The following is a 12,832-nucleotide window of genomic DNA, read 5'->3' as shown; positions in this document are numbered from 1 at the left end:
ACATCTGTCCTTAATGAGTTTTGCTGCCCAGGGTGACCACACCGTCCGCACGTTCGCGGCCAAGCCAACTGGTCCAGCCGAGGCGACAGGCGTTGTGCTCGCCAATTCGCAGCTCGCGAATCTCTTCCTGGCGCAGAACCAGGCGAATGTCGTAATCCATGGGGTCGCGCAGGGTGAACCTGACCAACGCGCACAGGGGCTGGTAACCAAAACCGATGGGCAGGAATTCATGGAAGCGCTGCCAGTCAAGCTGACGGATATGGATGCGGAACTTGCCGCTGCGATCGCGCACCTGCTCACCCAGGACCAGGTCTTCATCCAGAAAGCTGTTGGCGCGGCCCATGCGGTTGCGTTGCTCTTGAAGGATGGCTACCCGGCGCTCGATACACTGCTCGATCACAAGGTCGGCATGCTTGAAGTAATAACGCAGCACGGCCTCGATCAACGCCGCGGAGTGGGCACGTAGGCTAAGCAAGCCCAGGTAGGGCAGCAGGCGCTTCCAGTTCAGCTCTTCGGCCTTGCGGATTTCTTCACCGCCCAATCCGATCAGGGCAAACAACTGCGCTGAGAACGGGTCAAGCGCGCCGCTGACGAAACGAGTGCTGTAGCGGTACTTGCTCCAGATTGGCAGCATCAACCGCTGCAGTCGGTGATGAAACAGATCGAGAAAAGTACGCGTCGGGTTGCCGTCTTCGCTATCACCCAGGGCCTGTTCACCGTAAAACGTTGGCAACGGCGAGCCGGAACCGAACAGGCCGATCAAGTTGAAGCGCAGACGTGCTCGCATCTGCCCGTTCTCTTCGAAGAACTCCACTCGATCGACATCACTGCCCGGGAATCCCAGGCTCGGATTGGCTTGAAACTCCAACTGATCGTAGAGATCTTCAGCGCTCAATTGCGGGTGGGCCTCGCGCAGCCGGTCCAGTACCAACAATACGGCCTGGAACAGTGAGTACTCGCGGATTATCCGGGTCAGCCCGCTCAAAGCAGGGGCTGAAGCCCCATACGTGGCGTCCATTGGTACACCTCTCCCTGTGTGCTTTTCACCCGCAACTCGTGATAGGAGTTGAGGCTGGCGTAGAGTGCAAAGAACTCATTGAGGACCGAGGCGAAGACGAACATGTCGCCTTCGCAGACATAGCCCTTCGGGTCGATCGTCAGTTCGGTGCGCAAACCACGCACAGGCAAACCTTTGTGTAGCCTGTCGACATGCTCATGGCGGATCGACTTGAGCCCCTCCAGCAGTCGCCTGCTGACTTTTTCCAGGTGTTGGTCGTAGTAGCGTGGCAAGTCGTAGGTTTCGAGAATTACCTTGAGGGCATCGACGTTTGCCAGCGACAGATAGTTGAGCGACATGTTGCTGATGAGCTTCCACAAGAAATCGCGATTCAAAGGCGGCGCGTAGCTTGAGGTGACTGGCGTGATGTTGCGAAAGCTGAGGAACTCAGGTGTTTGTTCACACGCCAGTCTGATGTCACCCAACTTGAGGCGCCGCGGCAGATTCTGGTTAGTGCAGATCAGCTCCATCGACAGCGTTTCATGGATGACGGTATTGCGAACACCGAAGCTCAGGTAGGTGTCCAGGCCGTCGTGCAGCATGGAAGGTCGCTGGCGGACGCTGTAGTGCGGACGACTGTGCGGTACGTCGAAGCTTGGATCATGTTCGAATGACTCAAACGGCACATAAGCCTGATAACCCTCTCCACCAGGCATCCAGCCGGTTACGGTCTCCACCGAAAATACACCGCAACTTTCCAGGTCGTATCCAGCGGGCAGCAGCAGGTACTCGTCTTGCTTGCCATCGAGACGGATCGGCAGCGCATCTTGTTTGAACAGGTTGACGATCGGGGTGCAGAACAGTTTCACGTTGTCCAACGTAGGCCGCAGACGCTGTATGCCGTCCTTGCAAATGTCGAAGCGTATCTCCAGGCCCTGAAGCTGCTTGAGTGTGTCCTGTGGCAACGCATTGAGTGCATCCAGGCCCGTCAGGTCGACGAACAGGAATTTGTCCTGGAAGGCGAAATACTCCTGTAGAAAGCGGTAGCCACGGAACGTGTTGAGTGGGTACGGAATCAACGCCTCCTCTTCGGCAAAACCCACCGGTTGCACACATTGACTGCGCAACGTAAATGACAGGTTCTTGCCACCCTCGCCCGTAAATGGCTTGCCATCGCTATCGAGCAGCACCAACTCGATACTTTCAAGGTTGCGCAGCAGGCTCAAGTAGAGTGTCTGGCTGATGTAACGATCACCCGCCAGATGCAGGCGCAGACGGCTCAGGTACAACTCACCAAGATGGCCTTCGCAACTCATTTCCAGGCGCAGGCTGAGCAGCGCACCATTGCCATTTACCGAGTAATTCAGCGCAGTTAGATCCAGGGGCAGAACCTCGGTGGGGTAACAGGTGCGAAACCGGCAATGCACCCCATCGATAGGTTCACTTTCGACCGGCGTATCACGCTCGACACGTTGAGCCGGCCCGCATTGTTTGAGTGGGTCGAACTGCAAAATGCTGAACGCTGGCAACGGCCGCATGTAGTTTGGCCACAGCAAATGCATCAACGAATGGCTCAATTCCGGGAGTTCATCATCGAGCTTCTGGCGAAGACGACCCGTGAGAAAAGCGAAGCCTTCGAGCAAGCGCTCCACATCCGGGTCTCGTCCAGCCTGGCCGAGAAAGGGTGCCAGTGCCGGGCTGCGCTCGGCAAAACGCCGACCTAACTGGCGTAACGCGGTGAGCTCGCTTTGATAGTAGTGATTGAAGGACACCGGGGCTCCCTGCGGTTCGTGTTCAAGACGGCTGCTAGCCATTGGCAACAGCCTTGCGGATCTGACTAAGTCGACTCAGCTGACCCTGACTTGCCCGCCACCATCGAGTCGTGCGGTGAAGTTGACCAGGCGCTTGAAGCCATCGACTTCCAGCAAACCCTCGATACTGAAGAACAGTCGAAGCTGATCGTGATCACGTGGCAACGGCATAACTCGTACATTGCTCAGTCGTGGCTCATAAGCTTCGATGAAATGTTCGATCGCGGATCGAGCCTGGCTCAGGGCATCATGCAGGCTCAAACGCATGTCATTGAGATCGGGCAGCCCGTAATCGGAAAGCGTTTGCACACTGCCCGCTCGAGTGCCGAGCATCTTGGAAAGATGGGCAGCCACCGAAGCCGTCGCGGACTCCTCGCAACTCCAACCAACTCGCTTTTGCGCTTCGCCACACAGGCGTTCGAAAAGGCTGCCGTATCCAGACATGCACTAACCCCGCTTACTCTTTGTCCAGCTTGCCAACCAGCGACAGGGTGAAATCGGCCCCCATGTATTTGAAGTGCGGGCGCACGTTCAAACTGACGCGATACCAACCTGGCTCACCTTCAACATCGCTGACAATAATTTCGGCCGCGCGCAGCGGGCGACGACCACGGACTTCGGCGCTAGGGTTTTCCTGGTCAGCGACGTACTGGCGGATCCACTTGTTGAGTTCCAGCTCAAGGTCGGTGCGTTCTTTCCAAGAACCCAACTGCTCGCGCTGGAGCACCTTCAAGTAGTGGGCCAGTCGATTGACGATCATCATGTAAGGCAACTGCGTGCCGAGTTTGTAATTCAACTCTGCAGTCTTGCCCTCAGCGCTGATTCCGAAAAACTTGGGCTTCTGCACCGAACTGGCAGAGAAGAATGCTGCGTTGTCGGAGCCTTTGCGCATGGTCAGGGAAATGAAACCTTCCTCAGCCAGTTCGTATTCACGACGGTCGGACACCAGGACTTCCGTAGGAATCTTGGTTTCGATTTCACCCATGCTCTCGAAATGGTGCAACGGCAAGTCTTCAACTGCACCACCGCTCTGCGGACCGATGATGTTCGGGCACCAACGGAACTTGGCGAAGCTATCGGTCAATTTGCTGCCAAACGCATAGGCCGTATTACCCCACAGGTAATGCTCGTGGCTGTTGGCAACGGTTTCCTTGTAGACGAAGGATTTGACCGGGTTATCTTCGGGATCGTACGGATTGCGTAGCAAGAATCGCGGTACGGTCAAGCCGATGTAGCGTGAGTCTTCGGATTGGCGAAAGCTTTGCCATTTTGCGAACTGCGGTCCTTCGAAGTGATCTTTCAGATCCTTGAGGTCCGGCAGTCCGGTAAAGCTTTCAAGGCCAAAGAACTTCGGCCCCGCAGCAGCGATGAATGGGGCGTGGGACATGCAAGCGACGCTTGAGACATATTGCATCAGCTTCACATCAGGTGAGCTGGGCGACATGAAGTAGTTGGATATGATCGCGCCAACCGGCTGACCACCGAACTGACCGTACTCGGCTGTATAAACGTGCTTGTACAGACCGGCCTGCATGACTTCCGGGGAGTCTTCAAAGTCATCCAGCAAGTCCTGCTTGGACACGTTGAGAATTTCGATCTTGATGTTTTCACGAAAGTTGGTGCGATCAACCAACAGTTGCAACCCACGCCACGCGGACTCCAGCGCCTGGAAGTCTTGATGATGGAGGATTTCGTCCATCTGCAGGCTCAGCTTTGCATCGATCTCGGCGATCATCCGATCTACCATCGCCTTCTTGACCGGCTCGCCGCTATTGTGTGGTTTGAGCAGCTCTTCGATAAAAGCTGACACGCCACGTTTGGCAATGTCGTAAGCCTCGTCATCCGGTGTCAGGCGGGTCTCGGCGATGATGCTGTCGAGGATGCTGTACTCGCTATTCTCGTTGCCTTTTTGCTGTGTTGCGCTGGTGCTCATTGTCAGAACTTCCTTGGCGGATAGGGGCTTAAGCTTTCGGGGCTGTGGCGTTCAAACCCAGCTCACCAAGAACGCGACCGCGCGATTCGTCGTCGACGAGCACCGCTTCGATAGCTTTACGAAATGCAGGGGCATTGCCCAATGGACCTTTAAGCGCTACCAGCGCATCACGAAGCTCCATGAGTTTTTTCAGTTCAGGTACTTGCTCGACCAGGCTGGCTGGGTTGAAGTCCTTCATTGAGTTCACCCGCACCTCGATCGCCAGCTCTTCTGCGCTTCCTTGCGCCTGAAGACGGTTGGCCACGCTTAGCGTCAGGCTTAACTCCTGCTTGGCCAGCACCTCGTCGAAAGTTATTTTGTCGATGCTGATCGGCTTACGATCCTCCACCTTGCGTTCGTCTTTACGCTGGGTGTAGTCACCAATAGCCAGCAGCTTCAATGGCAGCTCTATTTCTTCCTGTGCTCCACCTGTGGCGGGCTTGAAGGTGACGTTGATGCGTTCCTTTGGGGCTACCGAGCCTTCTTTGGCCATGGCTTTTCTCCGTGTGGTTGTTGACCCTGAGGTCTATTCGAGTACGACCTCGAGATCGAGGTGGCACAGCCTGCGATAAATTTCTTCCCTGCGATCTCGCACCGCGTGGTTCTGCGGCAACAACTCACAGCAGCTGTGTAGAAAGTGCAGCACTTCAAGTGCAAGCTCGGGCTCCCAGGCGTTCAAGCCCGAGCGATGAAGCTCCTGGTCGAGGATTTCGAACTGGGTCTTGGCGAGTTCGTACTTTTTCGCCACAAAGCACAGCCGGGCCATGCTGAGCTGCCAGAAGAACCGCTCTCGCCCTCCCTGGGCAGCTTGCAGACCGTGCTTGAGTATTTGCACGGCAGCCTTCAAGCCGTCTCTTTGCAGGACGGGCATCACCTCTTCGAAGGCTTTTTCCCAGGCGGGCAGGCTGGAGGTAACTTCAACCTTGCGCGGCCTGCTGGGGATTTGCAGATGAGACATGACATGAGCGCTGATCCAACGACGAGTTGCCGCGTCAGCAAATGGCACCCCATCGTGAAAACTCAGTTCCAACAGCCCGGGCAGACGTTGCAGCAACAAGGCGAAGTGAAACTCCACTTCACGCATTGCCTGCTCGGCATTCAAGCCTTGCAGGCACTCCCAGGCCAGGCGTTGACCGTCGAACCAGAACGGCGCCCCGGCCAGACTGGCTTCAAGATCAACGAGCAGATCGGCATACTGCCCATTTGCGTAACGCTCCGCGTAGGCCTTGAGTTTGTCAGCAGGTAGCCCGCGTAAGGCGGTGATTTGCTCGGCGTCACGGCCCGGAACAGAATCGATGGGCAACCAGAGCATGATCCGGCTCAAGCGCAAAGCTCGCGGATCGGTGGCCTTTTGCTTGAGCCACCAGGTACACAGAGTGCGAGCGCTTTCCTGCAATGCCCGAAGGCCCCTTTGGGCATCTTTCTCGTTGTCGATGGGCGACCCATGGCTGAACAACTGGGTTGCAACCTGCTGTACCTGAACCACTACCGACTGGACAACGCCGGGTTCCGCCTGGCAGCCTGCGGCGCGCTGGACCCTATCTTTCAAGCGCCGACAAAGTGGCAAAAGCAAAGGCGCCTCTTCGGCCAGATGCTCGGCAAGTATTACCTCGAGTCCTTGCAGGTACTCGACCATCAGCTCGAACGTTGGCAATTGCTCTTTTATCGGGATGTCGTGGCTTAGCACCTGCTCCAGACGCAGTACCAGCCAACCAATTGCAGCCGAACGAGTACGCAATTTGGCGGGATGAAGTTGCTCCCAGTGGTTGGCACACAAAAAATGCAACAGGCCAACACCCGCCACCAGGCCTTGGAAGGATTCGCGCTGATACAACGCCCAAGCCAACCAGGCTGCAACCCTCAGGTCCTTGGACTGCGTGCGAAGCAGCAACTCACTGCCCTCCAGCACGTTGGCCCAATCTATCTGCCCACCTTCATGCATGGATTGCGTTTTACTCAACTCGCTTTCCAACGCCTCGAACGCGTCCGAAAATCGGACGTCCTCACCTGCAAAACTTTGTTTGCAGATAGGTGCCTTGGCGAGCTCAAGATAATGAGCAAACAACTTGCTTGAATAGGACATTGAGATTATTTCGTTATCGCAAATCAATAGGCCTTCCAGGGTTAAATGCACCCAGAAAAATGAACTGCAGAATTCTTACAATATTTGTAAAGTGCTACCGGTTCGAGCTAAGGGTAGGAAGTTACACCCCGGTAGAAATGGCAGCCATCGGACGTTTCTGCTAATCGAGTAGGAATGATCTTCGGGCACTAAAAAGCGCGCATAGGCATTCCGTCCATTTACCGAATGGACTTGCTACTGCTGCCCTGTTCGTATCTGATGGTAGGCTCTACAAGGAGGTTTTCGATGCGCCATATAGACTGGTTAAAAGATCACATGACCCACTGCGACACATTCGCTCAATGGGTTCACCAGCAGTTTGAATATGAGTTCAAAGACCAGCTGCTAGCAGACTGGCAGCACGAATTCGCCGAAGGTCAAAGCAATGGCCGATGGCAATGCCTGGTCGCCCTTGATCATGATCGGTTGCTGGGAGGTGCTGCACTCGCGGCGCACGATTTGTCCCACCGACCTGATCTTGGTCCCTGGCTTGCCTGTGTGTACGTTGCCCCTTCGGCAAGAGGTGTGGGAATCGCCGAACAACTTATCGAAGGGATCTACTCCCAGGCCCAACGCTGCGGAATTGAAAAACTGTATTTGCATACCAGCGATCAACACGCTTATTACGCAAAGCGTGGATGGACGGTTGTTGAGCAATTTCAGGCGTGGGGCAAGACGCAATGGCTAATGTCGCGCATTGTTGCTTGATGGCGCACCAGGCCGGAAATTCCTGAATGACCTCGCCATACATAAACTTCAAGCCGAATAACTAACAGTGGGCGTAGCTCAGCTTAAACTTGACCAGCGTTGTAAAATAAAAAATCACCTCGACAGCGCAGGCAGCCTTCGGGATATCAAAGCGGTAGCCATAGGCTTGAGCAGAATCTGATGAAGCTGCTCTTGTCGCACCCACTTACACGCAGCGATTTCGTGACCAGCAATTGCCTTGTCCTCGTCAGCCACCTGGGTGGTGAAGATGTAGTGCAATACCCTGCCGACTTCCAGACTGCAGAGTTCAACCATTCCCGCGCACCCAATACAGGTTTCTTCGAACATTTCTCGTGAAGCAGCCTCACCTGGCGACTCTCCGGCCTCAATGGCTCCGCCGGGAAAATTCCATCGGCCACCTTTCTTGCGCACTAATAGAATCTTGCCGCTGCGAAGGCAGATGATGGTTGCACGGGCTTTGAGCTTCCGAGTTTTGGCAGTCATCCCACTCACTTGCAATTCAACACTGTCTTCCTTGGGAGATTGATTTCAACGCTGAAGGTTCAATCGCAAAGACCGCCTGGTGCTGATTCTCATGCATCCCGGTTACGCGTTGAACCAAGCGTTATCGAGTTTGCTCAATAGTTAAAGCGGCACAGTGGAGCAAGATCATGAATGCCTACATCCAGTTTTCTCTCATGGAAGCGCAAAAGTTCGCAGCGCTGGATGATTGGTTTGCACGCTATGATGACTGGAAGCTGCGAAGGGACTGCCCCAATAACTATCACGACGATCTGCTCCGGCAAGCAGACGAGATGGACCGACTCAGGCTTATCGGCTTTGTTGAGTGGCGAGAGCTACGAGTACTGGCAGACCAGGCTTTCTTGCGCTCCGTAGAGGGAGGGGATTATCCAGTCCATCGGTCCCCCACTCGCCATTCAGTGTTGTCCCTACAGCATCGCTGTCATAGCACCGAAATATGACTCACATTCTTTACCCTGGGCGGGCTGGTGGCGTTTAAAATGGTCCTGCCTAGCAAAACGTTTCAGTTCTTTTAATTAACAGGGATTTTGCAATGAAATCGATTCCGGGGCGTCCCCAGTCCTTGCCTCAACGGGAAGGCGTTACGCCAAGCCAGTTAGCCTTCCCGGTTATCGGAATCGGTGCGTCTGCGGGTGGCCTTGGCGCACTCAAGACGTTTTTTGAACACATGCCTGCTGACAGTGGCATGGCATTCGTCATCGTCCTGCACCTTTCACCCGATCATGAAAGTGTTGCTGACCAGATCCTGCAAGACTGCACCTCGATGCCGGTGCGACAGGTGAATGACCCCTGCCCCATCGAGCGTAACCATGTCTACGTGATTTCTCCTGCCAGCCAGTTATCTATGAATGACGGCTATCTACGGGTGATACCCACCAATCGGCCCGTGGGCAATCATGTGGCGATTGATCTGTTCTTCCGAGACTTGGCGGATGTGCACAAAGAGCACGCGTTCTGCATTGTGCTATCAGGCTCTGGCAGCGACGGTGCCGTCGGGTTATCTCGAATCAAGGAGCAAGGTGGCATCACCCTAGTTCAGACACCCTCGGATGCAGAATTCGATGGAATGCCGCAAGCGGCTATCGCCACACGCATGGTCGATGTGGTGTTGCCTGTCGCTGAGATCCCGCAAAAAATACTTGAGCTGTGGCGCAATTCGCAGAGTATTAAGCTTCCAGCGCCGCATGATATGCGCCTGCCCGCGGATCCCCCCGAGCGAGAGCGCGCGGCGGCCGAGCAAACGCTGCAAGACATTCTCTTGCTACTGCGAAACCGCACCGGCCATGACTTCAAGCATTACAAGCGTGCCACAGTGCTCAGGCGTATCGAACGTCGGCTGCAAGTAACGGCACAGCCCGACCTTCCCGCCTATTTAAGCTACCTGGAGAGCAACCCCGAAGAAGCCAGCAATTTGCTCGGCGACATGCTCATTGGCGTCACCAATTTCTTCCGTGACCGCGAAGCATTCGAGGCACTTGAGCGGCACGTACTGACATCATTGATGGGCGGCGAACTGGAGAAGCCCAAACGCGACGAAGTGCGGATCTGGTCGGCGGGCTGCTCTACCGGTGAAGAAGCGTATAGCTTGACCATCTTGTGCACTGAGCATCAAAAGCTGGAAGCGCACCCCGTGAAGGTTCAAGTGTTCGCCACGGATATCGATGAGCGCGCGATCGCGACCGGACGCGCTGGCCATTACCCCGAAGCTATCATCACGGATGTACCGCCGACACGCCTGCGCCAATATTTTTTCAAAGAAGGCGAGCGTTTCAAGGTGCGTAAAGAGATCCGCGAAAAGGTCTTGTTTGCCAATCACAGCCTGCTTTCCGATCCACCATTTTCTCAAATAGATCTGATCGTCTGCCGCAATCTGCTAATTTACCTGGAGCGGGAGATCCAGCGGGATATCCTGCAGATGTTCCATTTTGCCCTTCGTCCAGGGGGCTACTTGTTTCTCGGCACATCTGAATCTGCAGATGCCTGTCCCGACTTGTTTACACCCGTGGATAAGCGAAACCGGATTTTTCGAGCGAAAGCTGTTTCTGCAAACAGGCGGACGCCAACGATGCCGCGTGGCGGTTTCAGCACCTTCAACATGTCCGTTCCTCCCCCGGTAGCGCAGGTAACACGAAAAGTCGCCTACGCCGACATTCACCAGCGCGCACTTGAACAACGATTACCACCGAGCCTGATTGTCGATGCCAATGCGGACATCCTGCACATGAGCGAAGGGGCTGGGCGCTTCTTGCGCCACATAGGCGGTGAGATGAGTCGAAATGTCCTGGGCTTGGTAATGCCGCAATTGCGCCTGGAGCTGAGAACGACACTGTTCCAGGCTCAGCAAAGCGGCAAAGGGACGATGTCGAGAAAAGTCAGAATAGAAGACCCGCAAGGGGACTACTGTGTCGACATCATGGTGCAGCCTTACAAGGATGAACCGTCAGAGCAGGATGTCCGACTGATCGTCTTCGGTATCTCGCAATTGGGAACCGAGCGGGATGATGGCAAATTGAGCCAGCAAACAGAGAACCAGGTGCTTTCCAGCCTGGAGAGCGAACTGCAACGTACCAAGTTGCACTTGCAGGAGACAATTGAACACTCGGAGTCCTCCAGTGAAGAGCTCAAGGCGTCCAATGAGGAAATGCACGCTATCAACGAAGAACTACGCTCGGCCACGGAGGAACTCGAAACCAGCAAGGAAGAACTGCAATCAATCAATGAAGAGCTGCTGACGGTCAATTACGAGCTAAAAACCAAAGTTGAAGAAACAGATAAGATAAATGATTATCTGGCCAACCTGATTGCTTCCACCGATATCGCCACGGTGTTTGTTGACCGCAACATGCATATTCGTTGGTTCACGCCGCGAGCCACTGAAATTTTCAGCATGTTGCCGGTCGATACAGGTCGCTCACTACTGGATATCACCCACCGCTTGAATTACCCACAGTTGGCTGACGATGCTGCTTCGGTTTTCGAATCCCTCAGCATGATGGAACGGGAAGTCAACAGCAGCGACCAGCGCTGGTACATCGCGCGGCTACTACCCTACCGTTCGAGCGAAAGCCACATTGACGGCACCGTGTTGACTTTCATCGACATAACCAAGCGCCGCGAAGCCGAAGAAGATTTGCGCCTGGGGCAAGAGCGGATGCGATTAGTGGCGGAGAGCACCCACGATTTCGCAATCATCATTCTGGATGAGCAAGGCCTGATCACAGATTGGAATACGGGAGCGGAATTGATCTTCGGCTACAAGAGCACCGAGGTATTGGGTATCTACTACGACCTGCTGTTTTCCCCCGAAGATCGCAAAGCAGGCGTACCCGAGAACGAATTGCGCCAAGCCCGTGAGCAAGGTCGCGGTGAGGACGAGCGCTGGCATGTGCGCAAGGACGGCAGTCGCTTCTATTGCAGCGGTGAAGTAACCCTGCTGCGCGCGGAAACCGACATGGGTTATGTGAAAATTGCCCGTGATTTGACCGGACACAAGCGCCTCCATGAAGAACAGAGCAAAAAGCTGGCAGAGAACCAAGTGACGAGCCACATGAAGGACGAGTTCTTTGCCGTCATGTCGCATGAGCTCAAGCACCCCTTGAACTTGATTCAGCTAAATACCGAGATACTCAGAAGACTACCGTCCGTGCGAGGTGCCGAGAAGGCAAGCAAAGCCGCTGCCACGATCAGTGAGGCCGTCATTAGCCAGGCGCGCATTATTGACGATCTTCTAGACGTCGCCCGTATACGTACCGGCAAACTGAAGCTCAAGACGCGTTTGCTGGATTTAGCGAACATCGTGCGCGACATCCATGCGGTAGCCGCTGAAGAGTATCCAAATGCCGAGATTACTCTTGATGTTCCCGCACCGGGCGTCTCGGTACCTGTTGACGGTGACCCTACACGTCTTGAGCAGGTAATCTGGAATCTGTTGCATAACGCACTGAAATTCACCCAGGGGAATGCTCGCATTCAGATTGTCCTCAGCATGGCCGAGGAGCTGGCTCGACTCGATATCATCGACAACGGCATCGGCATTGCGGCGTCTGATATCGAACAGGTTTTCGACCTGTTCAGCCAAGCCAAACCAAGAACGAGCAACCACCAGCGCGATGGCTTGGGTATCGGCTTGTCACTGGTACGCCAACTTGTCCAGACTCATAATGGTTCCGTCAGCGTCAAATCTGCGGGTTTGGGCCACGGCTGCACATTCACCGTGCTTTTGCCGCTGTCTGAGCAGTCCTTTGACGAGAACCCGAATGAGCATAAGCGCGAGCAGAAAGGCCGTCTCAAGGGGCTCAAGGTTTTACTGGTAGATGATTCCTTGGAAATCATCGAAGTAATGCGCATTTTGCTGGAGATGGAAGACGCGATGGTCAACTCGTTTTCCGACCCTCGACTCGCTTTGGAAAACGCCACTCAAGAGCATTACGACATCATTCTTTCCGACATTGGCATGCCGGTCATGGATGGTCACGAGCTCATTCGATCACTACGGCAAACCAAGCTGCATAAATTTACACCTGCAATAGCACTCACCGGTTACGGTGTCGCCGCGCAAGCGCAAAAGGCCAAGGATGCCGGTTTCGATCGGCACTTAAGCAAACCCGTGCAATATGAAGAACTGGTAGAAAACATCGAATCGCTGTGTAGCGCCATGCTGGCTGGAGCCTGACTAAAAG

10 protein-coding genes are annotated in these 12,832 nt (G+C 54.8%); 3 read left to right on the top strand and 7 right to left on the bottom strand.

The window, feature by feature from the left end:
- Positions 1 to 10: 10 nt before the first annotated feature.
- From tssG to tssA, 6 genes are all read right to left on the bottom strand, one after another.
- Positions 11 to 1,018: a type VI secretion system baseplate subunit TssG gene (tssG, locus tag D3Z90_RS09840; protein WP_136475553.1), complete on the bottom strand. Its 1,008-nt coding sequence runs from the start codon at positions 1,016 to 1,018 to the stop codon at positions 11 to 13.
- Positions 982 to 2,769, bottom strand: a complete 1,788-nt coding sequence (gene tssF, locus D3Z90_RS09835; protein ID WP_136478907.1) for a type VI secretion system baseplate subunit TssF — start codon at positions 2,767 to 2,769, stop codon at positions 982 to 984. The genes tssG and tssF overlap by 37 nt, the downstream gene beginning before the upstream one ends.
- 75 nt (positions 2,770 to 2,844) lie before the next feature.
- Complete coding sequence (gene tssE, locus D3Z90_RS09830; protein WP_136475552.1) at positions 2,845 to 3,252, bottom strand: type VI secretion system baseplate subunit TssE; 408 nt, start codon at positions 3,250 to 3,252, stop codon at positions 2,845 to 2,847.
- A 13-nt stretch (positions 3,253 to 3,265) separates the two neighbouring features.
- Positions 3,266 to 4,741, bottom strand: a complete 1,476-nt coding sequence (gene tssC / locus D3Z90_RS09825; protein WP_136475551.1) for a type VI secretion system contractile sheath large subunit — start codon at positions 4,739 to 4,741, stop codon at positions 3,266 to 3,268.
- 28 nt (positions 4,742 to 4,769) lie between these two features.
- The gene (gene tssB, locus D3Z90_RS09820; protein ID WP_136475550.1) at positions 4,770 to 5,273 is read right to left on the bottom strand and encodes a type VI secretion system contractile sheath small subunit; all 504 of its coding nucleotides are present in this window, start codon (positions 5,271 to 5,273) and stop codon (positions 4,770 to 4,772) included.
- A 33-nt stretch (positions 5,274 to 5,306) separates the two neighbouring features.
- The gene (gene tssA, locus D3Z90_RS09815) at positions 5,307 to 6,863 is read right to left on the bottom strand and encodes a type VI secretion system protein TssA (protein ID WP_136475549.1); all 1,557 of its coding nucleotides are present in this window, start codon (positions 6,861 to 6,863) and stop codon (positions 5,307 to 5,309) included.
- A gap of 285 nt (positions 6,864 to 7,148) precedes the next feature.
- Here tssA and D3Z90_RS09810 point away from each other — a divergent pair, with 285 nt between their 5' ends.
- Entirely contained in the window at positions 7,149 to 7,610 is a 462-nt protein-coding gene (locus D3Z90_RS09810; protein WP_136475548.1) for a GNAT family N-acetyltransferase, read from the top strand.
- Positions 7,611 to 7,724: 114 nt separating this feature from the next.
- Here the strand turns inward: D3Z90_RS09810 and D3Z90_RS09805 are convergent, their stop codons facing one another.
- Entirely contained in the window at positions 7,725 to 8,114 is a 390-nt protein-coding gene (locus tag D3Z90_RS09805) for an NUDIX domain-containing protein (RefSeq protein ID WP_136475547.1), read from the bottom strand.
- A gap of 167 nt (positions 8,115 to 8,281) precedes the next feature.
- On the opposite strand from D3Z90_RS09805, the gene D3Z90_RS09800 reads away from it, so the two are divergent.
- Both D3Z90_RS09800 and D3Z90_RS09795 read left to right on the top strand, forming a co-directional pair.
- Complete coding sequence (locus tag D3Z90_RS09800) at positions 8,282 to 8,593, top strand: hypothetical protein (RefSeq protein ID WP_136475546.1); 312 nt, start codon at positions 8,282 to 8,284, stop codon at positions 8,591 to 8,593.
- Between the two features lie 92 nt (positions 8,594 to 8,685).
- A complete protein-coding gene (locus D3Z90_RS09795) occupies positions 8,686 to 12,825 on the top strand; it encodes a CheR family methyltransferase (protein WP_136475545.1) in 4,140 nt (1,379 codons plus the stop codon).
- Positions 12,826 to 12,832 lie beyond the last annotated feature (7 nt).

It is taken from the genome of Pseudomonas sp. DG56-2 (assembly GCF_004803755.1).
Classification (GTDB): domain Bacteria; phylum Pseudomonadota; class Gammaproteobacteria; order Pseudomonadales; family Pseudomonadaceae; genus Aquipseudomonas; species Aquipseudomonas auratipiscis.
The sequence above is the reverse complement of the archived record's forward strand: the minus strand, read 5'-3'. Positions and strand labels throughout refer to the sequence as shown.